At 73.3% G+C, this 25,195-nt stretch carries 19 protein-coding genes; 11 read left to right on the top strand and 8 right to left on the bottom strand.

Translation table 11 applies throughout. The features are described from left to right. Positions 1–23: 23 nt before the first annotated feature. A complete protein-coding gene (locus tag J2S58_RS08300; protein WP_205255795.1) occupies positions 24–929 on the top strand; it encodes a DNA-3-methyladenine glycosylase family protein in 906 nt (301 codons plus the stop codon). A gap of 27 nt (positions 930–956) precedes the next feature. Here the strand turns inward: J2S58_RS08300 and J2S58_RS08295 are convergent, their stop codons facing one another. The 5 genes from J2S58_RS08295 to J2S58_RS08275 all read right to left on the bottom strand — a co-directional run bounded on the left by J2S58_RS08295 (position 957) and on the right by J2S58_RS08275 (position 5,216). Then, complete coding sequence (locus J2S58_RS08295; RefSeq protein ID WP_240188462.1) at positions 957–1,649, bottom strand: dienelactone hydrolase family protein; 693 nt, start codon at positions 1,647–1,649, stop codon at positions 957–959. A 181-nt stretch (positions 1,650–1,830) separates the two neighbouring features. Next, positions 1,831–2,862, bottom strand: a complete 1,032-nt coding sequence (locus tag J2S58_RS08290; RefSeq protein ID WP_205255796.1) for an anti-sigma factor — start codon at positions 2,860–2,862, stop codon at positions 1,831–1,833. Further along, entirely contained in the window at positions 2,849–3,508 is a 660-nt protein-coding gene (locus J2S58_RS08285) for an RNA polymerase sigma factor (protein WP_205255797.1), read from the bottom strand. Before J2S58_RS08285 ends, J2S58_RS08290 begins: the two co-directional genes overlap by 14 nt. 15 nt (positions 3,509–3,523) lie before the next feature. Next, entirely contained in the window at positions 3,524–4,393 is an 870-nt protein-coding gene (locus J2S58_RS08280) for a class F sortase (protein ID WP_205255798.1), read from the bottom strand. 13 nt (positions 4,394–4,406) lie between these two features. Next, positions 4,407–5,216, bottom strand: a complete 810-nt coding sequence (locus J2S58_RS08275) for a DUF4397 domain-containing protein (protein WP_205255799.1) — start codon at positions 5,214–5,216, stop codon at positions 4,407–4,409. Between the two features lie 358 nt (positions 5,217–5,574). Between J2S58_RS08275 and J2S58_RS08270 the strand changes: the two genes are divergently transcribed. From J2S58_RS08270 to J2S58_RS08260, 3 genes are all read left to right on the top strand, one after another. Next, positions 5,575–5,850 (top strand): DUF3072 domain-containing protein, encoded by a 276-nt coding sequence (locus tag J2S58_RS08270; protein ID WP_344470049.1) that lies wholly within the window; start codon positions 5,575–5,577, stop codon positions 5,848–5,850. 169 nt (positions 5,851–6,019) lie between these two features. Next, positions 6,020–11,245 carry an Lhr family helicase gene (locus J2S58_RS08265; RefSeq protein WP_240188464.1) on the top strand — a complete coding sequence of 1,742 codons (5,226 nt, stop codon included), beginning with the start codon at positions 6,020–6,022 and terminating at the stop codon, positions 11,243–11,245. A 2-nt stretch (positions 11,246–11,247) separates the two neighbouring features. Continuing rightward, entirely contained in the window at positions 11,248–12,195 is a 948-nt protein-coding gene (locus tag J2S58_RS08260; protein WP_306827644.1) for a DNA-formamidopyrimidine glycosylase family protein, read from the top strand. A gap of 52 nt (positions 12,196–12,247) precedes the next feature. Here the strand turns inward: J2S58_RS08260 and J2S58_RS08255 are convergent, their stop codons facing one another. Continuing rightward, positions 12,248–13,051 carry a transglutaminase-like domain-containing protein gene (locus J2S58_RS08255; RefSeq protein WP_205255802.1) on the bottom strand — a complete coding sequence of 268 codons (804 nt, stop codon included), beginning with the start codon at positions 13,049–13,051 and terminating at the stop codon, positions 12,248–12,250. A gap of 150 nt (positions 13,052–13,201) precedes the next feature. On the opposite strand from J2S58_RS08255, the gene ligD reads away from it, so the two are divergent. Together ligD and J2S58_RS08245 are read left to right on the top strand one after the other, a co-directional pair. Further along, entirely contained in the window at positions 13,202–14,263 is a 1,062-nt protein-coding gene (gene ligD, locus J2S58_RS08250) for a non-homologous end-joining DNA ligase (RefSeq protein WP_205255803.1), read from the top strand. 37 nt (positions 14,264–14,300) lie between these two features. Continuing rightward, a complete protein-coding gene (locus J2S58_RS08245) occupies positions 14,301–15,365 on the top strand; it encodes an ATP-dependent DNA ligase (RefSeq protein WP_205255804.1) in 1,065 nt (354 codons plus the stop codon). Between the two features lie 467 nt (positions 15,366–15,832). On the opposite strand, the gene J2S58_RS08240 is transcribed toward J2S58_RS08245, so the two are convergent. Further along, positions 15,833–16,825, bottom strand: coding sequence for a polysaccharide pyruvyl transferase family protein (locus J2S58_RS08240; protein WP_205255805.1), 993 nt, complete (start codon positions 16,823–16,825; stop codon positions 15,833–15,835). 117 nt (positions 16,826–16,942) lie between these two features. Beyond that, positions 16,943–18,118 carry a pyridoxal phosphate-dependent aminotransferase gene (locus tag J2S58_RS08235; RefSeq protein WP_205255806.1) on the bottom strand — a complete coding sequence of 392 codons (1,176 nt, stop codon included), beginning with the start codon at positions 18,116–18,118 and terminating at the stop codon, positions 16,943–16,945. A 618-nt stretch (positions 18,119–18,736) separates the two neighbouring features. On the opposite strand from J2S58_RS08235, the gene J2S58_RS08230 reads away from it, so the two are divergent. From J2S58_RS08230 to J2S58_RS08210, 5 genes are read left to right on the top strand one after another with little or no spacing between them, the layout of a single operon-like run. Continuing rightward, positions 18,737–19,567: a glycosyltransferase family 2 protein gene (locus J2S58_RS08230; protein ID WP_240188466.1), complete on the top strand. Its 831-nt coding sequence runs from the start codon at positions 18,737–18,739 to the stop codon at positions 19,565–19,567. Next, positions 19,564–20,553: a glycosyltransferase family 2 protein gene (locus J2S58_RS08225; protein ID WP_205255808.1), complete on the top strand. Its 990-nt coding sequence runs from the start codon at positions 19,564–19,566 to the stop codon at positions 20,551–20,553. The genes J2S58_RS08230 and J2S58_RS08225 overlap by 4 nt, the downstream gene beginning before the upstream one ends. Further along, positions 20,550–21,965, top strand: a complete 1,416-nt coding sequence (locus J2S58_RS08220; protein WP_205255809.1) for a glycosyltransferase — start codon at positions 20,550–20,552, stop codon at positions 21,963–21,965. The genes J2S58_RS08225 and J2S58_RS08220 overlap by 4 nt, the downstream gene beginning before the upstream one ends. Next, a complete protein-coding gene (locus J2S58_RS08215; protein WP_205255810.1) occupies positions 21,962–24,232 on the top strand; it encodes a hypothetical protein in 2,271 nt (756 codons plus the stop codon). The genes J2S58_RS08220 and J2S58_RS08215 overlap by 4 nt, the downstream gene beginning before the upstream one ends. Then, entirely contained in the window at positions 24,229–25,152 is a 924-nt protein-coding gene (locus J2S58_RS08210; RefSeq protein WP_205255811.1) for a beta-1,6-N-acetylglucosaminyltransferase, read from the top strand. The genes J2S58_RS08215 and J2S58_RS08210 overlap by 4 nt, the downstream gene beginning before the upstream one ends. The last annotated feature ends 43 nt before the right edge of the window (positions 25,153–25,195 follow it).

Raw genomic sequence — 25,195 nt, 5'->3', positions numbered from 1 at the left:
GCCCGGTCGGGGAGACTGGCCGGGTGATCGCCCCCGTTCCCGAGGCCGCTCCCGGGCAGCTCGGATGGACCACCGTCGACCTCCCCGTCCACCCGCCGTTCCCCCTGGCCCCGGCGGTCACCTTCCTGGCCGGGCACGCCCTGCCCGGGCTGGAGACCGTGCTGACCGACGAGCGCGGCGTCACCCGGGTCGAGCGGTTGCTGCCGGTCGAGGGGGAGCTGGTGCAGCTGCGGCTGACCCTCGGGCCGGACGCAGTGCACCTGGAGCACACGGCCCCGCCCGGGGAGGCGGCCCGCCGGACGGTCGCCGAGGTGCACCGGTGGCTGAACCTGGATCTCGAGCCCGCACGGCTGCTCGCCGATCTGGGTCGGGATCCGACGATCGGGGACCTGATCCGGGCCCGCCCCGGACTGCGCATGATCGGCCACCCGGACGGGTACGAGGCCGCGGTGATGACCGTTCTGGGACAACAGGTCTCGGTGGCGGCCTGTCGCACCTTCGGGACGCGGCTGGCCCGGGCGTTCGGCTCGGCCCACCCGAGCGGGCTGTGGGCGTTCCCCGCCGCCGGGGTGCTGGCCGGGATCACCGCCCAGGACCTGCAGGCCGAGGTGCGGATCACTAACGCGCGGGCCCGCACCGTCCTCGCGGTGGCCACGGCCTGCGCCGACGGTCTGCGCATCGACGCGGAGGGCGATCACGGGGAGATCCGCCGGCACCTGCTCGCCCTGCCCGGGGTCGGCCCGTGGACCGTGGACTACCTGGCCGTCCGGGCGCTCGGCGACCGGAACGCCTTCCCGGTCGGCGATCTCGTGCTGCGCCGGGCCATGGGGGTGGACACCCCCGCCCAGGCGTCGGTGATGGGCCGGGCCTGGGAGCCCTGGCGGGCCTACGCGCTCATCCATCTCTGGGGACGTGCCCTGGGCCTGTAGGACCCGGATCGGGTCCCCGTCGGAGGATCAGTGCTCGAGCGGCACGGCCAGCTCCCCGTGGGCGCCGGCCGTCCAGGCCCGGGCCAGGACCGGGTCGACGGTGCCGCCGAGCAGGGCGGTGGTCGCCCGGACCGCGAGCCGGTGCCAGCGACGGGGGTGCCGGATCATCATGTGGTTGTCGCCGGGTACCACGAACCGGGCCAGTGCGTCCGGCACGCCCTGCGCCCGCTCGGCCCACCGGGCCGACAGCGAGGCCGGCACCCAGCGGTCACGGGCCCCGTGGGCCAGCACCACCCGGCGGCCCTGCACGGTGCGCACCGGATCCTCGTCGGTGAGCCAGGGAGCCAGGCCCACGACGCCGACCACCCGTGGGTGACCCGCGGCGTGGACGGCGGCACGGCCGCCCATTGAGTGACCGACGAGCACCACCGGAGCGCGGCCCGGCAGTCCGTCCAGGACGGCGCAGACGTCGTCCACCGGATCCTGTCCGGGGGCGTTCCAGCCCCGCACCCGATAGCGCACCAGACCCACCGAGGTGTCCGGGACGTGGGTCAGGGCACTGACGAAGCCGCGCATCCGCAGGCGCCCGACCGTCCGGTCCGACACCGGCGTCGTGGACCGGGCCGTTCCGCCGGGAAGCACCAGGACGGTCGGGGCGGCGGTGTCCACCTGCCGGCGCCAGTCGACGCCCGGAACGGTCACGGGCGGGGTTGTGGTCATGGCAGAACCCTTCAGGAGTGTCGAGACCCGGCGCAGGAGGCCGCCGCGTCCGATGCGGGATCGTCCCGTCGTCGACCACTGTCGTTCGGAGCGGGCCGGGCCCCGGTGAGGTGCCGCGGCACGATGGTCTCGGGTCGCCGGTCACGCCTGGCCCACCGGAGCAGCGTGCCGACGGGTTCGATCAGAGGGTGCCGCGCACCAGGCTGTCGCCGGAGTGGGTCGGAACACCGTCCGGCGGTTCCGCGGAGATGTCGACCACCGGGAACTGGGTGTAGTCGATACCGGCCGGGATGGTGAAGGTGCCGGCGCCGTCGTGCAGCGCGCCGAGCGACACCATCTTCTTGTCCTGGCCGATCAGCCACACCTCGTAGGAGTCGGAGGTCGGGGGCAGGGACGCACCGCTCACCTTGACCCACTGGGTGCCGTTGGCGAACACGACCTCGGCGACGCCGAAGTCCTTGCCGGCCTCGTCCCCGAGCTGACCGCCCGGGACGGGCGTCAGCTGCGTGCTGGCCAGCACGTCGGGACCGGAGTCGGTCGAATCCCGGCCCACCAGCGCGACCACTCCGCCGCCGGCGACCACGCCGATGACGGCCGCCGCCAGCAGGGGCATCCAGCGTCGGCGGCGTGAGCGGGCCGCCCCCGCCGCGGCGATGTCCGTCGGAGGCGTGCCCCCGGGCCCGTCGGCGAGGGTCTGCCCGTCGGTGGCCGCCGTGCCGTCGGTACGGGCGGTGCCGTCGGGGGCGGACCGGAGGGTGCTCGTCACCGGCCGGCCCGAGGGCCGGGCGTCGCCGATGCCGGCGCGACCCGCCGGCCGGTCGGTCGACGGACGGCTGCTGCCGCTGCTGGCCAGGGTGCCCTGGCGGCTGATCCGGACGGCGGCCGGGTCCACCGGGATGGACACCCCGTCCAGCACCGAGTTGTCCTCCGCGGCACCCAGGTAGACCGGGTCGGCGAAGGTCTTGCCCAGCCGGTCGTACTCGGGCAGGCCGTCGACCTCCGGCCCGACCTCGGCGAGGATGGCGGACCACACCGCCGGCGACGGCCCGCGCCCCGGTCCGTTCTCGGCCGCCGCGTGGCCGACGACGACCTGCAACTCGGTCAGTTCGTCGCTGCACCGGTCGCACTCGACGACGTGCTCGTACAGTCCGTCCTCGTCCAGATGGTCACCGAGGGCGAGCACCGCGAGGTCGGCGGGATCAGGATGCTGCACCGTCCACCTCCCATTGACGTCGGAGCTGGGTGAGCGCCCGTCGGATGTGGCTCTTGACCGTTCCCAGCGGGAGGTTCGTGGCTGCGGCGATCTCCGTATGGGTCAGACCGTCGAAGAAGGACATCCGCAGCACGGAACTCTGCTCGATGGGCAGTCGGTCGAGCTTGTCGCCGACCACCACGCGATCGACGATCTCCTCGGTGCGTCCGGCGTCGGTCTCCGGGGGAGCGACGACGACGGCGGCCGCCTGGACCTTGCGGTCCCGGTCCAGCGAGGCGTACCGGTCGGCGATGAGCCGGCGGGTGATCCCGAGGAGCCATCCCGCCAACGAGCCGCGGTCGGCGTCGAACCCGGCCCGGCCCCGCCAGGCCCGGACGAACACCTGCTGGACGAGTTCCTCGGCGTCGTGGTGGTTCTTGAAGGTCATCATGCCGACCCGGTAGACCATGCCGCTGTACCGGTCGTAGGCGGCCTTGAGCGCATCACCGCCACCCTCGCGGAAACTCAGGGTCAGCTCGCGGTCCTGTTCCGGGGTGGGACCGGCCGGCAGGACGGTGGGGATCTCGGCGACGTCGGAGCTCGGCACGGCGCTGACCGGGGGATTCTCCGGACGCCGTGCGGCGGTGGAGGGTTCTGCGCCGGACATCTGTCCGAGGATAGGTCATCCCTCCGACAGCACGGCGGTCACAGCGATGTTGTCCTGGTAACCCAGGGTCTCCCGGTCGAAGGCGCCGCCACAGGTGATGAGGACGAGACGACCTTCGCCGCCCCGGTCGAAGATGCGGTCCAGGGGCACGTCCGCCTTCTGCCATTCCTCCCGGGCGACCACGGAGAAGGAGCGGCTGGCGCCGGTCGAGTCGGTGACCTCGATCGCGTCCCCGGGCTGTAGGTCCCCGAGCCGGGCGAAGGTGCCCGGGCCCTGATCGGCGGCGTCGACATGGCCGCTCAGCACGGCGGAACCGGTGTCGTTCCCGGGGGTGGGGCCGTAGCGGTACCAACCGACGGTGGCGACGTCGGCGGGGATCTCCAGTTCGCCGGAGGCCTGCACGCCGATGGGCACGACGCTCGCGTCCACCCCGAGGGCGGGTACCCGGATGCGGGTCGGGTCGGCCGGGGCGGCGGGAGCAGGTGGGGCAGCAGGGGCCGCGGCCGGGACTGGTGCCGGATCGGCCTGCGGCGTGCTCGGCACGGGGGTGTCGATGGCGGTGGCGGCCGGGGCGGTGGTGGGGGCCACCACCGGCACGGCGGCGTCGGCGGTCACGTCGACCGGTGGGGTGGGAGCGGCCTGCAGGGCAGCCGCCCGGTCGGCGCCGACGGTGTCGACCTGCTGGCCGGCCGGGTCCGGTCGGAGGGCGAACCAGGCGACGGGCGCACTCACGAGCAGGAGCAGACCCACCGCCAGGCTGAGGACAGCCTGGCGGCGGGCGCCTGCGGCGGGCCGGTCGGGTGCCGACGGGACGGTCGACGACCCGGCCGCGGGCAGCGGCGAGGTGTCGGTCGTCCCGTTCGGGGCACTCGGCCGGTCCGTCATGGTGACTCCTCGATCAGCTGGTGCGGCCGGCGAGCAGACGACGCCCACCGAACACGGTGGCGCCCGCACCCGCGGCGAGCAGGCCGATCAGCAGCACGGTCGCGGCCGGGCTGTCGGCCGGGCCGGAACCGGCCGGCACGCCGGACGGGGAGGAGTGCAGGCCGGTGATCGTGAAGGCGACCAGGGCGAGGTTGCCCGCCTCGGCCGAACCGACGGCGTGCACGAACGTCGCGGTGCCCTCGGCCAGGGTCAGATCGGCCGGCCCGATGGCCACGGTGCTGGTGCCGGCCAGGGTGACGTCGGCGGAGACGGTCCCGGCGGGGATGTTCAGCTCGCCCTGCTGGGGGTTGGTGACCCCGGCGAGGACGACCGCCCCACCGGCGCGCACGTCCACGGCGGGAGCGGCGGCGGTGTGCCGCACCACGAGGCGGGTCTCACCGGCGGCGATCGTCGAGGTGTCGTTGACGAACGCGGTCAGCGCCGGCTCACCCGCGGCGGTCAGGTGGGCGACCAGGGAAGCGCTGACCCCGGCGGCCACCTCGGCCGAGCCGGACAGCACGGGGGAGGAGTCGTCCGCGGCGTCGGCCGCGGTGATGGCGACGTCGTAGGTCCCGGCGGGCAGCGCGAGCGGTCCGGCGACCGTCCCGGGCTGGAAGTCGTCGAGGGTGAGGGCGCCGTCGACGTAGACGTCGACCGGGGTGTCGGGGATGCCGTGCACGACGTACACGGTCCCGGTGTCGGCGGCGGACGCGGAGCCGGCCCCGATCAGGGTGGCGGCGGTGACCATGCCGGCAACGGCGGCGGCGGTGACGAGACGTCTCATGTTTCCTCCAGGCGATCGAGCGGGGAAGAGCGGTCGATGGCTCTACCCACAGGCCGGAGGTGGCGGATGCGATCGGCGTGAAATCGGTGTGAGGAAAAGCCCGGACGGCGTGGTTCGCGTCCTGAAGTCCGATTCACCGGCGGGCCGGGCGCCGCATCTCGACGGATGCGGCCGCGGTCGTGTCACCGACCCCCGCGTCCGGGTGGACGTGGCCTGGCCCGGCACGCTGTCGGACCCCACGCCTACAGTTCTCGTCATGACCGAAGCCCCGCACGACACCTTCCAGGACAGCGCCGCCGCTGATGGCGACGCCGCCGATCCCGACACCACCGTCGACTCCACCGATGCGGACGCCGTCATCGGCGGTACCGACCCCGACCGCCGCGACGACGCCGCGGCCGACGCCGAGCCCAAGGGCGAGACCCTCGGCGGCGCCCGGCCCGACCCGAGCACCACGGCCAGCAAGGACCCGTCCGACTGGGTGACCGGCGACGAGCCCATCACCGGCCCGCAGAAGAGCTACCTGGACACCCTCGCCCGGGAGGCCGGCGAGGAGCTCCCCGCCGACATGACCAAGGCGGAGGCGTCCGAGAACATCGACCGGCTGCAGCAGGAGACCGGTCGCGGGGCCTGACGGATCGCCCGCGGGCTGCGGGCCGGAGCCGATGCGCTCCGGCCCGTAGCTCCTTCCCGGCTCCGGCCGGACGGCACGGACGTCCACCGGACCGGCCGGGCCCGGTCCTCCGTCGCCGGTCCCCCCGGCAGGAAGGTGCGTTGTCGGTGGTCCGACGCACAATGAGCCGATGACCACCCGGACCGCCCAGTCACCCGCGCCCCGTCGGCGTTCGCGGGTTGCCGAGTCCGCCGCGGCGGCTCCCTCCGTCCCGGCCGTGGTCGGCGGAGCCGCTCCCGGCGGGCCGGTCGATCCCGTCGCGGACCCGGTCCGTTCCCTGGACCGGTTCTCGCCGGTGGTGCGGGAGTGGTTCACCACCTCCTTCGCCGAGCCGACGCAGGCGCAGGCGGGCGCATGGGATGCCATCGGTCGCGGTGAGCACACCCTCGTCGTGGCGCCCACCGGATCGGGCAAGACGCTGTCGGCGTTCCTGTCCGGCATCGACACCCTGGTCAACACCCCACCGGTCGAGGACGCGCAGAAGCGCTGCACCGTCCTCTACCTGTCCCCCCTGAAGGCGCTGGCCGTCGACGTCGAGCGAAACCTGCGCTCCCCGTTGATCGGGATCGGCTCGTTGGCCGCCCGGGCCGGTGTCCAGGTGCCCGAGATCAGCGTGGCCGTCCGGTCCGGTGACACCCCCGCGGGGGACCGCCGGGCGTTCGCCAAGGACGGCGCGGACATCCTCATCACCACCCCGGAGTCGCTGTTCCTGCTGTTGACCAGTCGGGCCCGGGAGATGCTGTCCGGGGTCACCACCGTCATCCTCGACGAGGTGCACGCCGTCGCCGGTACGAAACGCGGTGCCCACCTTGCTGTCTCGCTGGACCGGCTGGATGCCATGTTGGATCGCCCCGCGCAGCGCATCGGCTTGTCGGCGACGGTGCGACCCGTCGAGGAGGTGGCCCGGTTCCTGACCGGCGGCCGCCCGGTCACCGTGGTCCGTCCGGTGTCGACCAAGCGCATCGACGTCGACGTGGTGGTCCCGGTCGCCGACATGTCCGCGCTCGGTGCGCCGTCCGGGGACCTGACCGGGGTGGCGGCCGGCGAGGTCCCTCGGACGTCGATCTGGCCGCACGTCGAGGAACGCGTCGTCGACCTCATCCTCGAGCACCGCTCGACCATCGTCTTCGCCAACTCCCGGCGCCTGGCCGAGCGGCTGACCGCGCGGCTCAACGAGATCCACGCCGAACGCCTGGCGCTGGCCGACCCGCCCGCCGACGCGGACGATGACGACGGTGCCGTGGCCGGGAACCGACCCCGGCAGCCCGGTCTCGGCGCGCCGGCCCACATCATGGCCCAGGCCGGATTGACCGGTGGGGCGGCAGCGGTGCTGGCCAAGGCCCACCACGGGTCGGTCTCCCGCGAGCAGCGCGCGCTGATCGAGGACGAGTTGAAGACCGGCCGGCTGCCCGCGGTGGTGGCCACCTCGTCGCTGGAGCTCGGTGTCGACATGGGCGCGGTCGACCTGGTCATCCAGGTGGAATCGCCGCCGTCGGTGGCCAGCGGCCTGCAGCGCATCGGCCGGGCCGGTCACCAGGTCGGGGCACCCAGTCACGGTGTCGTCTTCCCCAAGTACCGCGGCGATCTCATCTCCTCCGCGGTGGTCGCCGGTCGCATGCGGTCCGGGTCCATCGAGGCGCTGCGCGTGCTGTCCAATCCGCTCGACATCGCCGCGCAGCAGATCGTGGCCATCTGCGCGATGGACAGCATCACGGTGGACGACCTGCACGACCTCCTGCGCCGGTCGGCCCCGTTCGCCGCGCTCGGCCGCGGTGCGCTGGAGGCCGTGCTGGACATGCTGTCCGGCCGCTACCCCAGCGAGCAGTTCGCCGAACTGCGCCCCCGGCTCACCTGGGACCGGGTCACCGGCGAGCTGACCGGCCGGCCGGGTGCGCAGCGGCTCGCCGTCACCTCCGGCGGCACCATCCCCGACCGGGGGCTGTACGGGGTCTTCCTGGCCACATCCGAGTCCAGCTCGGGCCGGGCGCCCCGGCGGGTCGGCGAGCTGGACGAGGAGATGGTCTACGAGTCCCGGGTGGGGGACGTCTTCGCGCTCGGGTCGAGCTCCTGGCAGATCGTGGAGATCACCCACGACCAGGTGCTGGTGCTGCCGGCGCCCGGGCTGCCCGGCCGGCTGCCGTTCTGGAAGGGCGACACCCTGGGCCGACCCGCCGAACTGGGCCGGGCGCACGGCGAGTTCGTCCGCGAGATCTCCTCGCAGGACCGGGTCTCGGCCACCGCCCAGCTGACCGCGGCCGGTCTGGACGCCTTCGCCACCGACAATCTGCTCGCCTACCTCGACGAGCAGCGCGCCGCCGTCGGCGTCGTCCCGGACGAGAAGACCCTGGTGCTGGAACGTTTCCAGGACGAGCTGGGTGACTGGCGACTGGTGCTGCACTCCCCGTACGGGGCGGCCGTGCACGCGCCGTGGGCCCTGATCATCGCCGCCCGGATGCGGGAGCGGTACGGCGTCGACGTGCAGGCGATGCACTCCGACGACGGGATCGTGCTGCGACTGCCCGATGTCGAGTACGGCGCCGGCGATTTCGGCGGCGGCGCGGGCGACCTCGGGGACGACGGGGACGGTGGCGGCGGGGGAGCGATGCCGTGGGGTGACCTCGGGCCGTTCTCCGCCGGTGGACCCGGTGGCGGGGGGTTCGGCGCGGGTGGCTTCGGTGCGGGTGGAGCCACCGGCGGGCCGGCCGTGCTGGACGCGATCGCGCTCGACCCGAACACCGTCGAGGCCGAGGTGACCGCGGAGATCGGCGGCTCGGCCGTGTTCGCCTCGCGGTTCCGGGAGTGTGCGGCCCGGGCACTGCTGCTGCCGCGCCGGCAGATCGGCAAGCGGCAGCCGCTGTGGCAGCAGCGTCAGCGCGCCTCCCAACTGCTCGAGGTGGCGGCCCAGTACCCGAGCTTCCCCATCGTCGCCGAGGCCGTCCGCGAGTGCCTGTCCGACGTCTTCGACGTGCCGGCCCTGGTCGACCTGATGCGCCAGCTCGACGGCCGGGTCGTCAAGGTGGTGGAGGTCAACACCCAGACCCCGTCGCCCTTCGCGAAATCCCTGCTGTTCGGCTACGTCGCACAGTTCCTCTACGAGGGTGACTCCCCGCTGGCCGAACGGCGGGCCGCCGCCCTCACCGTCGACCCGGCCCTGCTCGCCGAACTGCTGGGCGGCGGTGACGGTCTCGCCCTGCGCGACCTGCTGGACCCGGACGCCGTCCGGAGCACCGAGCAGGACCTGCAGCGTCTGACGGAGAACCGCCGCGCCCGCAACCTCGACGAGATCGCCGACCTGCTGCGCATTCTCGGACCGCTCACCCAGGCCGAGATCCAGCAGCGGAGCCTTGTCGAGGACGTGGCACCGGTGCTCCAGGACCTGCTGCTGGCCCGACGCGCGATCCTGGTGCGGATCGGTGGCCTGGAACGCTGGGCCGACCCGGCCGACGCGTGGATGCTGCGCGACGCCCTGGGCACCGCGTTGCCGCCGGGGATCGCCGCGTCGCTGATGGAGTCGCAGCCCGACCCACTGGGCCGGCTGCTCGGTCGGTTCGCCCGCACCCGCGGCCCGTTCACGGTGGGGGGCGCCGCCCTGACGTTCGGGCTGGGCACGGCCGTGGTCACCGATGCGTTGCGCCGGCTGGTCGGCTCCGGGCGGCTGGCCGAGGGCGAGTTCCGCCCACCGGGGGCGGCGGCCGTGCCGATCGCCGGTCAGGACCCGGGTGATGCCGCCGACGGCGGCCCCACCGGGCGCGAGTTCGTCGACGCCGAGGTGCTGCGGCTGCTGCGCCGGCGGTCCCTGGCCGCACTGCGCGCCGAGGTGGAACCCGTTCCGCCGCAGGCCCTCGGCCGGTTCCTCCCGGCCTGGAACGGCGTCGCCTCGAGCCGGGCGTCCGGCCGGGCCCGCGGGGTCAGCGGCGTGCTCCGTGCGGTCGAGCAGTTGGCCGGGGCGATCGTGCCGGCCAGTGCACTGGAATCGCTGATCCTCCCGGCGCGGGTCGCCGGGTACCAGCCGGCGCTGCTCGACGAGCTCACCGCGGCCGGGGAGGTCATCTGGACGGGGCACGGTGCGCTCGCCGGCTCGGACGGCTGGGTGTCCCTGCACCTGGCCGACTCGGCCGCGCTCACCCTCCCGTTGACCAGCGCGGAGGGCATCCAGCTCGGCGGTCCGCCGGTGCCGCCGGCCGTCCCCGCGGCGGATCCGGCTGCCGCTCCCGCCGTGACACCCGCCGCGGACGGGGCGACCCCCGCCGACGCCGCCGCGGCCGCCGACGTGCCCTCGCCCGGGGATCCGGTGCCACCGGTGCGTCCGCCAACCGAGCGGCCCACCGGCGCCCTGCCGCGGGCGGTGCTCGAGGTGCTCTCCCGCGGCGGGGCCTACTTCTTCCGGCCGCTCGTCGACGCGGCGCAGACCGCCCTGCTCGCGGCCGGCGGGTCCCGCGCGTCGGACAAGGAGTGGGAGGACGTGCTCTGGGAGCTGGTCTTCGCCGGGCTGGTCACCGGGGACACCCTGGCCCCGCTGCGGGCCCGGCTCACCTCCGGCTCCACCGCGCACAAGACGGCCGCGCCCACGGCCCGGCCCCGCCAGCGCAGCATGTCCGGGCTGGCCCTGCTGTCGGCGCGCGGCCGGGCGGCGCCCACCGCCCGGCGCGGCTCCCCGGCGACGGTGGCCGGTCGCTGGTCGCTCATCCCCGAGGTGGAGACCGACCCGACCATCCGCGCCTCGGCCACCGCCGAGGTGCTGCTCGACCGGTACGGCATCGTCACCCGGGGCGCCGTCGTCGCCGAGGGCACCCACGGCGGATTCGCCGGCGTCTACCGGGTGCTGTCCGCGTTCGAGGAGGCCGGCCGGGTGCGGCGCGGGTACTTCGTCGAGGGCCTGGGCGCCGCCCAGTTCGCCGGGCCCGGCGCCGTCGACCGGGTGCGGGCGTTCGTCCCCTCGCCCGACGAGGAACGGCCCGCCCTCGAGGCGTTCGTGCTCGCCGCCGCCGACCCGGCCAACCCGTACGGGGCGGCCCTGCCCTGGCCGGACCGGAGTGCCGACGTCGCCGACAAGCACCGGCCCGCGCGGCGGGCCGGCGCCATGGTCGTCCTGGTCGACGGGGCCCTGGTGTTCTACGCCGAACGCGGCGGCCGCTCCCTGCTCTCCTTCGCCGACGATCCGGACGTGCTGCGCGCCGCGTCGCAGGCGCTGGTGGAACGGGTGCGGGCCGGCAGCCTCGGCGCGCTCACGGTCACCCGGCTGGACGGCGCCGATGTGCTGCTCGACTCCGGCGCCGTGGTGCAGGCGCTGACCGCGGAGGGTTTCACCATCACCCCGCGTGGTCTGCGGCTCCGCCCGGCCCCCCGGGGGGGCTGAACGTGCCCGAGGGAGACACCGTGCTGCGCACCGCCCGTCGGCTCGATCTGGCCCTGGCCGGCCACGAGCTCGTCCGGGCCGAGCTGCGCTGGCCGGATCTGGGCGGGGTCGACCTGGCCGGGCGGCAGGTGCTCGAGGTGCGATCCTACGGGAAGCAGATCCTGACCCGGCTGTCCGGGGGTACGGGGGCGCCACGGCGCATCGCCACGGTGACCGCGGAGCCGTTGACCCTGCGGTCGCACCTGCGGATGGAGGGCCGGTGGACCGTGATCCCCGGCGGTCCTGCGGGCTGGCCGGCGGCGGGCGGGGCTTCCGTCCGGGCCGTCCTCGGCGTTCCCGACTGGACGGCCGTGGGCACCTGGCTCGGCCTGCTCGACCTGGTGCCCACGGCCGGGGAGTCCGACCTCATCGGCCATCTCGGCCCGGACATCCTGGCCGACGCCTTCCCGGCGGACGGGCTCGCCCAGAGCCTGGAGCGGCTGGCCCGGCACCCCGCCCGGACCGTCGGCGACGCCCTGCTCGACCAACGCAACGTGGCCGGGATCGGCACCATGTACATGGCGGAAACCCTGTTCCTGCAGGGGGTCTCGCCCTGGCAGCCGGTCGACGAGGTCGATCTGCCGGCCGCGTTGCACCGGGCCCGCCGACTCATGGTCCGCGGCGCCACCCAGGCCCAGCAGAACACCACCGGGGACCCGCGCCGCGGGCAGGACATGTTCGTGCACGGGCGGTCCGGTCGGCCCTGCCGGCGGTGCGGGGGATCGGTGCGGGTGGCGATGATCGGCGAGCCGACCCGGGAACGCACCGCGTTCTACTGCCCCGCCTGCCAGCCCGGGCCCACCCCCACCGACGACGGACGCCCGCAGCGACCACTGGGGACCGGGTCGCGTCGCCCCGTCGGCGGGAGCACCCGGGTGCAGACCTACCGTCCCGGACGGGCCCGGGGCTGAGCCCAGCGGGCCGACCCGGACCACGGCGGGCCGGGACGACGCCGGGTCGCGCTCAGGTCAGCGAGACCAGCTCGCGCGGGTCGTCGTTGGGCAGGGTGCCGTCGACGATCGCGGAGACGATCGCCGAGTTGAAGGTGATCCCCCCGTCGTGGTTGTCCAGGAAAGCGGTGTCGGCGGCGTCCCGACCGGTGGAGATGCGGACCAGGGACGACCGCGGGGCCAGCAACGTCCCGTCCACCACACGCCACTGGCCCTGGATGTAGGCCTCGGCCACCGCGTGGAAGTCCATCGGGTCCAGCCCGGGGGCGTACACCGCGACCAGCCGCGCCGGGATCTGCCGGGCACGCAGCAGGGCGACGACGAGGTGCGCGTAATCGCGGCACACGCCCTGGCCGAGGAGATAGGTGTCCACCGCGCCGTCGATGGGGTCGCTGCTGCCCGGCACGTAGGTCAACCGGGTGCTGACCCACGAGGACACCGCGGCCAGCAGTTCCTCGTTGGCCGTCAGATGGCCGAACTCGCGTGCTGCCACCGAGGCCAGCTTGTCCGACTCGGCGTACCGGCTGGGCCGCAGGTACTCCAGCAGCTCGGCCTCGTCGACGGGGGCCTGCTCGGCCTCGCCGTCGACGGTGGCCCGATAGGAGATGTACAGCTTGCCCGGATCCGGCTCGACCACGTGGAGCCGCGTGCCGGTGACGCCGTGCACCACCCGGGGGGTCAGCGCCTTCCCGTCCAGGGTGATGACCAGGTCCTCGGTGTAGGAGGTGCCGGGCAGATCGGCCACCGCGATCTGCAGGACGACCGGGCCGGCGGCGACGACATCGACATCCAGGGCGGCCGACACGATTCTTCTCATGGTCGACAAGCTTGGCGGTTCGGGTCGACGGCGCCAACCGACGGGGGACCATGATCACGTGATGTCGGACTCACCCCGGCTTCACACGGCGGGGGGACGGCCGACCGCCTGCCCCGGGTGGCTGTCGGGGGCGGCGGGTACGGTTCGGCCATGGCGCGCGCCACACCAGCGGTGGAGATCGAGGTCCGGGGTCGGGCCGTCCGGGTCAGCAACCCCGACAAGGTGTACTTCGCCGACCGGGGGCTGACGAAGCGGGACGTCGTCGAGTACTTCGTCGCCGTCGGCGACGGCATTCTCGGTGCCCTGCAGGACCGGCCGACGACCCTGGAGCGGTGGCCCGGCGGGGTGTTCGAGGGCGCGAAGCTCTCCACCCGCGCCGACAACCGGGGTGACGCCTTCTACCAGAAGCGGGTCCCGGCCAACGCTCCCGACTGGATCCCCACGGCGACGGTGGCCTTCCCCAGCGGCCGGACCGCCGACGAGATCTGCCCCGACGACCTCCCGGTCATCGCCTGGTGCGCGAACCTCGGCACCCTGACCTTCCACCCGTGGCCGGTCACCCGGGCCGACGTGGACGCCCCCGACCAGCTCCGCATCGACCTCGATCCCCAACCGGGGACGGATTTCTCGCATGCGGTGCAGGTCGCCCCGCTGCTGCGGGAACTGCTCGAGGAGCTGGGCATGCAGGGGTTCCCGAAGACCTCCGGGGGGCGCGGGCTGCACGTGTACGTCCCCATCGAGCCGCGGTGGACCTTCGTGCAGGCGCGGCGCGCGGTGATCGCGCTGGGCCGGGAGCTGGCCCGTCGCCGGCCCGAGCTGGTCACGGTCAACTGGTGGAAGGAGGAGCGCGGCGAGCGCATCTTCATCGACTACAACCAGATGGCCCGCGACCGCACGATCGCGTCCGCGTACTCGATCCGGGCCAACCCGCGGGCCACCGTGTCCACCCCGCTGCGCTGGGACGAGTTGGCCGACGTCACCCCGCTGGACTTCGACATCACCACCGTGCCGGCCCGGTTCGCGGAAGTCGGTGATCTGCACGCCGCCGTGCGCGAGCAGGCCTTCGGTCTGGAGCCGCTGCTCGAGCTCGCGAACCGGCAGGAGCGCGACGAGGGCCTGGGCGATCTGCCCTACCCACCCGAGTACCCGAAGATGCCGGGGGAGCCCAAGCGGGTCCAGCCCAGCCGGGACACCGACCGTCCCCGCGAGTAGCCCGCGCCCGCCTCTCCCCGATCCGTCAGGAGCACCCGTGCAGCTGCCCGTCATGCCCCCCGTCAAACCCATGCTGGCCAAGCCGGTGTCCGACGTCCCCGAGGGGGAGCTGTACGAACCGAAGTGGGACGGGTTCCGGTCGATCATCTTCCGGGACGGCGACGAGGTGGAGATCGGCAGCCGCAACGAACGCCCGCTGACCCGTTACTTCCCCGAGGTCGTCCGCGCCGTCCTGGAGAACTTCCCCGAGCGGTGTGTGGTGGACGGCGAGATCATCGTCGCCGACACCGCCGGCAACCGGCTGGACTTCGAGGCGCTGCAGCAGCGCATCCACCCCGCGGTCAGCCGCATCACCCTGCTCTCGGAGAGCACCCCGGCCAGTTTCGTCGCCTTCGACCTGCTGGCCCTGGGCGACGAGGACCTGACCGGTGTCCCGCTGGCGCAGCGCCGGGCCCGACTGGTCGAGGCGTTCGCCGACGTCCGCCCGCCGGTGCACGTCACCCCGGCGACCCAGGACGTCGAGCTGGCCCGCCGGTGGTTCGCCGAGTTCGAGGGAGCCGGGCTGGACGGGCTGATCGCCAAGAAGCTGGACCTCCTTTACCACCCGGACAAACGGGTGATGAGCAAGATCAAGCACCAGCGCACCGCGGACTGCGTGGTGGGCGGGTACCGGGTCCACAAGAGCGGGCCCGACGCCGTCGGTTCGCTGATGCTGGGGCTGTACGACGATCGCGGCGTGCTCGCCTCGATCGGCGTCATCGGTGCGTTCCCGATGGCCACCCGCCGGGCCCTGTTCACCGAGATGCAGGAGCTGGTGACCACTTTCGACGAGCACCCGTGGAACTGGGCCGCGCACGAGGACGGCGAGCGCACCCCGCGGAAGAACGAGACCAGCCGGTGGAACGCCGGCAAGGATCTTTCGTTCGTGCCGCTGCGTCCGGAACGGGTCGTCGAGGTGCGCTACGACTACATGGAGGGGGAGCGGTTCCGGCACACGGCGCAGTTCGTGCGCTGGCGACCGGACCGCGACCCCGAGTCCTGCACCTACGCCCAGCTCGACCGACCGGTGCGCTTCGACCTGGCCACGGTGCTCGGCAGCTGACGGACTCGATTCCGGGATGACGGGCCCGGACCTACGGACGTCAGACGTCGGTGCGTCGGGTGACAGGCGTGATCCGGGGTCCCGCCCCGACGGGCGGGACCCCGGCGGTGACAGGGCCCTGGCCGGGGGGCGCTCCGATGCACATCCCCGGCGGACGTCGGGCCGCAACCCGATCCCGTCCCCCGGGATCCTGCCCGGGCGACGTCCGGCCACCGGGCCGGTGACGGCTCACCGGACGCTGTGCTCGTGACCGGCGGGGTCGCGGCGCGCATCCGGTGAGCCGTCGACCGGCCCACGGCGGGCGATGCGGGACGGCCCGGGCCTGCATGGGCCGGGCCACCGGCCGGCACCGCCCGTGGCCTGCCTGGTCTACCGCGCCCCGCGCTCGCGTGCAAGACGCCGAACCGGCTCGACCGATCAAGACGACCGGGTGGCCGCGGCGGTACCGGTGGGTGACCCGTCCAGGATCAGGCGGCGAGGCTCTTCACGGCCTGCCGGACCTCTTCGGCCGACTCGACGAAGCGGATGCCGTCCAGGGTGTGCATGTAGTCGTTGTAGATCGACGAGATCTTGCCGTAGGAGTTGTCCAGCGCGATGGTCGGGCGGCGCATGAGCGCACCGAGCACCGCGGCGTGCAGCCGGTCGGTGACCAGCACCCGGCCGCGGGAGACGATCCTGCGTGCCGAGCCCATGTTGAGCGCGACCTGGGCGCGGTAGCCGGCCACCGTCAGCGGGTACAGGGCGGGGGTGCGGGTGGGGAACTTCTGCGCCAGCACCTTGTGCACCGATAGGCCCATCCAGGCCAGCTGGGCCGGACCGTGCAGACCCCAGTCCACCGCCCGTCCGGTGACGGCGTCCTTGACACCGCGCTCGACGCCCTCGGAGTCCTCGCGCAGCACCATGACCACGTCCTCGGTGGCCGGGGCGACCTCGGGGAGGTAGCCGACGCCGAACGCGGCGTCCGGGCAGTACTCCACCTGGTTGTCCGGGAACATCGTCTGCGCCCGCTCGAACGACGGGGTCTCCCGGACGAGGATCACGAAGCCCGGGTGGGCGGCGAAGACGGCGCGGGCCTGGGCCAGCCGGGCGGCGTCCCGGAACTCCACGCTCTGCGGGAGCTGGATGATGCGGCGGTCCGGGAAGTCCTTGACGACCTGCTCGCGGAGTTCCTGCATGTGCTGCCAGCGGTCACCGAAGTTGCCGCCCCCGCGGAGCAGGATCGGGCCCTCCGGGTGGTGCTTGCGCAGCACCTCCGGCCGGTACCGGGCATGGTCGGCGAGATAGCGGACGGGAACACCCAGGCGGTCCAGGTACGCGCGCTCACCCACGTAGATCAGGGTGTCGCCGGCGTTCTGGTACGACGGGAAATCGAGCAGGGCCACGGGCTCGCCGGGGTGCAGGTGCTTGCTCAGGGCGGCGAGGGTGCGCTGCTGGATGACCTCGAGCGGATCGGTCGACATGGGCGGAACTGTCGCACACCCGTGACCTGTCGACCCCCGAACGGGGCACGAGTGTGGTCAGGCCGACATCGGCCCGGCCCATTCCATTCCGTCCATTCCCGGTGGTGTCCGCGCAGGTCAGCGCGTCAGGGACTGCAGTCGATCAATGGCTTCGTCGAGAACGGCGTCGGTCTTGCAGAACGCGAACCGCACGAATGGGCGACCCGGTGCGGGGTGGTCGTAGAACACCTGGACGGGCACCGCGACCACGCCGGCGCGACGGGGGAGGTCCAGGCAGAAGGCGAGCCCGTCGGTCTCGCCGAGGGCGCGGATGTCGGCCACCACGAAATACGTGCCCTGCGGACGCACCACCGGCAGCCCGGCCGCGTGCAGCCCGGCGCAGAGTCGGTCCCGCTTGGCCTGCAGGTCGGTACGCATCCCGGTCACCCATGCGGTGTCCCGGCCCAGTGCGGCGGCCACCGCCGGCTGGAAGGGGGCACCGGCGGTGAAGGTGAGGAACTGCTTGGCCGCGCGGACCGCGGCGACGAGCGGGGCGGGCCCGCACACCCAGCCGATCTTCCAGCCGGTGACGCTGAACGTCTTGCCCGCGCTGGACACCGACAGGGTGCGTTCGGCCATGCCCGGCAGGGTGGCCAGGGCGATGTGCCGACCACCGTCGAACACCATGTGCTCGTAGACCTCGTCGGTGAGCACCAGCAGGTCGCGTTCGACGGCCAGCTCGGCGATCGCCTGCGACTCCGCGGCGGTGAGCACGGTGCCGGTCGGGTTGTGCGGGGAGTTGACGACCAGCATCCGCGTGCGGGGGCCGACCGCGGCACGCAGTTCGTCCGGGTCCAGGCCGAACCGCCCGGTCGCGTCCGGTCGCAGGGTGACGAACCGCGTGATTCCGCCGGCCATGGCCACGGCGGGCGGGTAGGAGTCGTAGCAGGGCTGCAGCAGCACCACCTCGTCGCCGGGCTCGACGAGGCCGAGCATCGCCGCGGCGACGGCCTCGGTCGCGCCCACCGTGATCAGCACCTCCGTGGCCGGATCGACGAGATGACCGTGATCCCGCAGGCGGGCGGCGGCGACCGCTTCTCGCAGCGCCGGCAGTCCCGGCCCCGGTGGGTACTGGTTGACGCCCTCCCCGATGGCCCGCTGGGCGTCCCGCAGCAGTTCCGCGGGCCCGTCGGTGTCCGGGAAGCCCTGACCCAGGTTGACCGCCCCGGTCGCCACCGCCAGCGCGGACATCCGGGCGAAAATGGTCTCGCCGAACGGCCGGAGACGCTGTGTCAAGGGGTTCGCGGCACTCATCACGCCCATTCCTTTCCGCGTGGCGACGATCACGAAACTATCTCCGGTCGGGACACAACCGTTTCGGTTGCGCGAATGAGTCGAATCCGTTACGGCGGCCTTCCCATCGCGTGAACGCGAATGGCGACCGCGCCTGATAAACCTCTGTGAACAGTATGAGACCGGTCACAGTCGGGCTGGTCACGGACGCCGTCGGCGCCCGGGGAACAGCCATCGTCGGCGGTAGCGATGACACGCCCGGCCAGCGCAGATGGCGCAGTCCGTGCCGGCGCGGAAGTGTTCGTGCGCGCTGCGGGGATGCCCGCACCGACAGGGTGCATCGGCGTTCACGGGAGAGTTCCTCTCTGACGGTGGGTAGTTCGCAGGGAGCTCTTGGTATGGTTCGGCCGTCATTCGGGTGGAGGACGAGCTCCCCCGGTCACACCATCGTGGAAAACGGACGGCCCCGGTCTCCAGGGCCGCACTGTGGATCTGGTTCATCGGAGACCCAGTTTTTGTCCGTCTTCCGTTCGTGCAAGTCCCTGCCAGCCGGTCGCCGACGACCTCATCGGTTCGTGCTCGGCCCAGTAGTTGTGCCCGATCCCGCACAGCCGCCCCCCCTCGAAAGCTGCGGAGCTCATGTCACCTCATCATGCTCGTCGTCCCCGTCCGACCGTGTCCGTGGTCATCCCCACGCGCAACGAGGCAAAGAACGTCCCGTTCGTGCTGGAGAACCTGCCCTCCGGCATCGACGAGGTGATCCTGGTCGACGGCAACTCCGTCGACGGGACCATCGAGGCCGCCCAGGCCGTCTACCCCGACATCAAGGTCGTGCACCAGTCCCGCAAGGGCAAGGGCAACGCCCTGGCCGCCGGGTTCGCCGCGAGCACCGGTGACTACATCGTCATGATCGACGCCGACGGGTCCATGGACCCGCGGGAGATCCCGGACTACCTGGCCGCGCTGGACGCCGGCGCCCACTACGCCAAGGGCAGCCGCTTCTGCGCCGGCGGTGGCAGCGACGACATCTCCCTGCTGCGCGACCTGGGGAACAAGGGCCTGAACGGGATCACCAACATCCTGTTCCGGACCAAGTTCTCCGACCTCTGCTACGGCTACAACGCGTTCCGTCGCGAGTGCCTGCTGGCCTTCGGGCTGCCCGCGGCCCACGACACGACCGTCGACGCGGTGTGGGGCGACGGCTTCGAGATCGAGACGCTGATCAACGTGCGTGTCGCGAAGTCGCGGCTCAAGATCGCCGAGGTGCCCAGCTTCGAGTACCCGCGCCGTTCCGGCGAGAGCAACCTGCGCACCTTCCGCGACGGCTGGCGCGTGCTGTTCACCATCATGCGTGAGCGCGTCACCCCCCAGCAGGCCGCGGCCCGCTCGCTGCAGCACACCGCCCCCGCCGTGGTGGTTCCCCTGCCCGAGCGCGCCACGACCGCCGCCCAGCGGTCGGAGGCAGTGTGACGGTCGGCCCCTCCGCGCCCGGCACGGTCGCCGTCGTCATCTGTGCCTACACCGAGAAGCGCTGGGACGACGTCCTGGACGCCTATCACTCGGTGCTCGGACAGTCCGTGGTCCCCGACGAGGTCATCCTCGTCGTCGACCACAACCCGGCTCTGCTCGCCCGCCTGACCCTCGCCTGCCCCCGGGCGCTGGTCATCGCGAACACCGCCGGCAACGGGCTCTCCGGTGCACGCAACACCGGTATCGAGGCCGCGGACTCCGACATCGTCCTGTTCCTGGACGACGACGCCCGGGCCGCGGACGGGTGGGTGGAGCAGATGGTCGCTCCGTTCACCGACCCGCAGGTGCAGGGTGTCGCCGGCTGGGCCGACCCGAACTGGGACGGCGCCGGGCAGCCGCGCTGGTTTCCGGAGCCGTTCCTCTGGGTGGTGGGCTGCAGCTACGAGGGCATGCCGACCACGCAGGTCCCGGTGCGGAACCCGCTGGGCTGCTCGATGGCCTTCCGGCGCCCCGCGCTGGCCGAACTGGGCGGCTTCACGTCCGGCATCGGCCGGGTCGGTACGCACCCGGTCGGTTGCGAGGAGACCGAGTTCTCCATCCGGCTGCGTCAGCGTGATCCCGCGGCCCGCATCCTCAGCGCCCCCGGCGCCGTGGTGCACCACCGGGTGACCGAGAACCGGCGCACCCTGGGCTACTTCTCCCGGCGCTGCTACTGGGAGGGCGTGTCCAAGGCGCTCGTCGCCAAGGGGGTCGGTCGCAACGACGCGCTGGCCACCGAGCGGTCCTACGTCTCCACGGTGCTGCCGCGTGCGGTGTTCCGCGGTGTGAAGGACGCGCTGCGCGGCGATGTGCACGGCCTGCTGCGCGGTGCCGCCGTCGTCTACGGGCTCGGTGCCACCTCGCTGGGCTACGTGCGTGGCCTGCGGGCCGCCGCGCAGACCGAGCTGGTCGAGGCCACCCCCCTGGTGCGGAGCGAAGCCGCATGAGCACCCGACCCGACGCGGGCGTCGGGTCGGGCGAGGGATCCATCTGGATCACCGAGCTCGATGCCGCCCACCTGCCGACCGAGACCCACACCATCAGTGCGCCGACCACCGCCCACGTGGTGGCCCGGGTACTGATCCGTGTGTACGGCGAACCGGTCGGTGTCGTCCAGCGACCGCTCATCGGCGGTCGCCTGGACGTGCGTGCCGCCCTCGCCGCCCTGCCGACCGTCGAACACGACCGGCTCACCGCCCTGCTCGCCGCCGGCACCCCCGCGGCCCCGAGCTTCCCGGTGCTGCGCCGGCTCACCCCCGAGGACGGCACCCCGTCCGTCAGCGTCGTGGTGTGCACCCGCAACCGCGGTGACGCGCTGCGCATCGTGCTCGCCGATCTGCAGGGCCTGGACGCCACCGGACTGCCCGGCGGCTTCGAGGTCGTCATCGTCGACAACGCCCCGTCCGACGAGACCGGGCGGGCCGCGTTCGACGCCCAGGTCGGGCAGGACAGCCGCTTCCGGTACGTCCGTGAACCGCGCCCGGGCCTGTCCTGTGCGCGCAACCGCGGCCTGGCCGAGGTCCGCGGTCCGGTCATCGCCTACACCGACGACGACGTGCGCGTCGACGCCGGTTGGCTGCTGGGCCTGGCCCGCGGTTTCGACCGGCGTCTGGACGTCGGCTGCGTGACCGGCATGGTCTGCACCGCCACCCTGGACACCGCGGCGGAGCGGTACTTCGACGCCCGGGTCTCCTGGTCGGACGGTTGCACCCCCACGGTCTACGACGCGTCCTCGCACCCGGAGGATCCGCTGTACCCGTACGCGGCCGGCCGCTTCGGCACCGGGGCCTCGATGGCCTTCCGCACCCAGGTCGTCCGCGAGCTCGGTGGTTTCGACGAGGCGCTCGGCGCCGGCACCGCCACCAAGGGCGGTGAGGACCTGGACATCTTCCTGCGCATCCTGCAGGGCGGGTACACCCTGGCCTACGAGCCCGCGGCGCTGGTCTGGCACCGGCACCGCAGCGACATGGCCGGTCTGCGCAAGCAGATCTTCGGGTACGGCTCCGGTCTGACCGCCTACGTCACCAAGCTGTTGTTGGACTCCCGGAGCCGCCGGGCGCTGCTGCGCCAGGTCGGTCCCGGGCTCGCGCAGGCCGTCCGGGTCACCCGGAGCAGCAAGCGCGTCCAGGGCAGTGCGCCGGCCGAGGAGCCGGTCGCCACCGCCCACGACCTACCGGCGGACGGACAGGTGCAGGCACTGCCGCCGGCGCCCCCGCTGCCGACCACCACCCTGCGACTGCGGGAGCTGGCGGGCATGGCGATGGGACCGGTGCTGTACTTCAAAGCATGTCGGCACATTCCCCAGGCCACGGCCGCGACCCCGGTCCGCGAGAAACCCGCGAGGAACGAGGTCGCATGAGCATCAGCGACGCCCCGACCAGGACATCCCTGATCACCGGCACCACCGACCAGGCCCCCGGGGCCACCGGCTCGCACGCCCTGACCGACCGGCTCCCCGCCGGCGGGCAGGACGTGGGCGGGGACCTGTCGGATACTCCCGCCCCGTCCCGCCGCTCGCGCCGGGAACGGTGGCGCGCCCTCCCCGTCCTGCGGCGGGCCGGCTCGTCGGCCCCGATGCCGGGGGTGGCCCGCCTGCTCGCGGCGAGCTGGGTGCTGCTCACCCTGCTGGCCGGCGGCATCGGTGCCCTGGCCGGACTCGGTGACCTGCGGGCCGTCGCGCTCACGCTGTTCCTGACCACCGGGCTGGCCGTCGCGCCGGTCCTGGTGCTGAGCCGGACGGCGGTGCTCTCCACCTCGTCGTTCGTGCTCATCGCGGTGGCCGGCAGCATGGCTGCCGCCACCACCGTCGGCTTCGTCATGGCCACCGTGCCGGTGTGGCAGCCGGTGGCCGCCTTCTGGATCGCCGTCGCGGTGACCCTGGTGCTGCTGGCCCTGTCGGTCGTGGCCGAGGGCCGCCAGTGGCTCGCCGAGGTCCGCGAGCTCGACCTCGCCGCCACCGCGCGCACGTTGCGGCCGGGTGCCGTCGCCGCCGTCGGGCTCGTGCTCACCCTGGTCGATGCGCTGACCCACCGCACGGACCCGCAGCCCGCCGGTCTGCTCGGCAGCGTCGGACCGCTCTGGTTCGTCGGCGCGCTGCTGATCCTGGCCGCGGCCGCGCTCGCCTGGGCCACCGGCGGCAACCTCGCCGTGCCGGTCCTCGCGCTGGGCGTGCTGGCCGTGCTGTCGCAGGCCGCGCTGTACGGCACCCCGACCGTGGTGTCCGCCGCCCGGCACGTGGGCGTCGTCGACTACATCCGCGTCAACGGGCAGCTCGACCCTTCGACCGACATCTTCCAGTCCTGGCCCGGCCTGTTCACCGCGGCCGCCTGGGTGGTGGACGCCGCCGGCATCTCCGACCCGATGATCCTGGCCACCTGGCTGCCGGTGCTCTTCGCCGCGGCCACCGTGCTGGCCGTCCGCGTGCTGGCCGGTCGCTTCCTGGCCACCCCGGCCCTGGCCTGGGCCGCCGGCCTGCTCTTCATGATGGCCAACGCGGTCAACACCATCTACTTCGCGCCGCAGTCGATCGGCCTGGTCTACTCGCTGCTCATCCTGGCCCTGGTGATCGCCCGGCCCGACGAGTCCGCCCGTGCCCGGCTGCTGCGCTTCGTGCTGGTCGGCTGGCTCACCGTGGTGGGCGTGGTCACCCACCAGATCTCGCCCTACCTGCTGGTCGCCGCGCTCGTCGTGCTGGTCGCCTTCCGGTTGGTCCGGCCGTGGTGGCTGCCGATCGCGCTGCTCGTCCCGGCCGTCGGCTGGGCCCTGATCAACGTGAACATCCTGGGCAACTTCCTGTCCATCGAGGCCCTGGGCCGGTTGTTCGACAACCTAGCGCCGCCGGTCAACGACGGCCTGGTCAACCCGCCGGCGCTGATCAACACGATCGTCTACGCGGTCCCCGCCCTGCTGCTCGTGGTCATCGGCGCGCTCGCGGTCCTCGCGGTCGTCCGGCACCGCGACCGGCTCCGGTTCGGCCTGCTGGCCACCGCGGCCAGCCCCGGCACGCTCTTCCTGGCCACCAGCTACGGCCAGGAGGGCATCTTCCGGGTCGTCATGTTCGCGTTGCCCTGGCTGAGCATCCTGGCCGTCATGGCCCTGCCCTCCGGGTGGCTGCGTCGCCGCGTCGTGCAGACCGGGTTGGTGCTGTCGCTCGTCGGCATCACGGCCGTGAACGTGTTCGCCCTCACCGGCATGGACTGGGCGCGGATCATCCGGGCCGACTCGACCGAGGCCGTCCGCGTCTTCGAGAACACCGCCCCGGATGACGCCGTCATGCTGGTCACCGGCACCGGCCGGGCCACCCCCGGTCGCGTCACCGCCCGGTACCAGGACGTCCGCGGCATCTCCCGCGACACCCTGCTGAACTACCCGGGCCTGACGGCCGGCTACGACGCCGCCGCGGACGAGAGCCAGCTGACCACCGACTTCCTCGGCCAGTTCCCCGGCGTCGCGCACTACGCGCTGGTGTCGGACGCGATCGGGGCCTGGGGGGATCGTTACGGCATGCAGTCGTACGAGGACTACCAGGAGCTGCGCGACGTGATGGCGCAGTCCCCGGACTGGCGGGCCATCTTCCGTGGTCCGACGACGACGCTGTACGAGTACACCGGGCCGGGCGCTCCGTGACCCCGGGCCGCGACCACGACGGTCGGGGGGCCTCGGACACCTCCGGGGCGCGAGCGGCCCTGGCCTGCGTGATCGCCGCCCACACGGACCCGGCCCAGCTGCACCGGCTCATCGCGGCGCTGGACCCGTTCCCGGTGTTCCTGCACTGCGATGCGGCCACCGCGCCGGACGTCTTCGCCGCGATGACCGCCGATCTGCCCGCACGGGTGACGGTGCTGCCCCGGTTCGCCACCCCCTGGGCGGCGTTCGGGGTGGTCGACGCGGAGATCGCCGGCTACCGGGCCGCGCTGGCCGGTACCTCGGCGACGCACATCGCGATGATGACCGGAGCCGACTACCCCCTGGCCGGCAGCGACGAGATCATCGCCTTCCTCTCTGACCACGTCGGGCGGTCGGTGACGAACTTCTTCCCGCTGCCGCAGCCGGCCTGGGGCCGTGGCGGCGGCCTGCCCCGCCTGCGCTACCGGCACAAGCCGTGGGGCCGGCGCATGCTCCGGCTGCCGATCCCGCGGCGCATCCCGGCCGGACTGGTGCCCGCCGGCGGCGCGCAGCAGAAGGTCCTCGCGCGCCACCACGTCCAGGCCGTCGTGGACGCCTACGACGCCCGGCCCGACCTGGTGCGGTTCTGGCGGACCGTGTGGGCGCCGGACGAGAGCTTCGTGCCCACGATCCTGCACTCGCCCGGATTCACCCCGGACTGGGCCGACGCCCATCTGCGCACCAACCTCTGGTTCCAGGACTGGGGGACCGGTGGGCAGAAGGGCCCGTCCTGGCTCACCGTGCGCCATCTCGACGCCCTCGCCGAGCGCCGTCGGTCGAACCCGCCCACGTTGTTCGCACGCAAGTTCTCCCCGTCCCGGGACGCCGCCGTCCTGGACGCGGTCGACGAGATGGTGCGGGCTCCGTCGAGTGCGGCGTGACCCCGGTGGAGGACGGCCGGACCCCGCCGACGCGTCCGACGAC

It is taken from the genome of Nakamurella flavida (genome assembly GCF_030811475.1).
In the GTDB taxonomy this organism is placed as follows: domain Bacteria; phylum Actinomycetota; class Actinomycetes; order Mycobacteriales; family Nakamurellaceae; genus Nakamurella; species Nakamurella flavida.
This window is presented reverse-complemented; position numbering and strand designations above follow the sequence as displayed.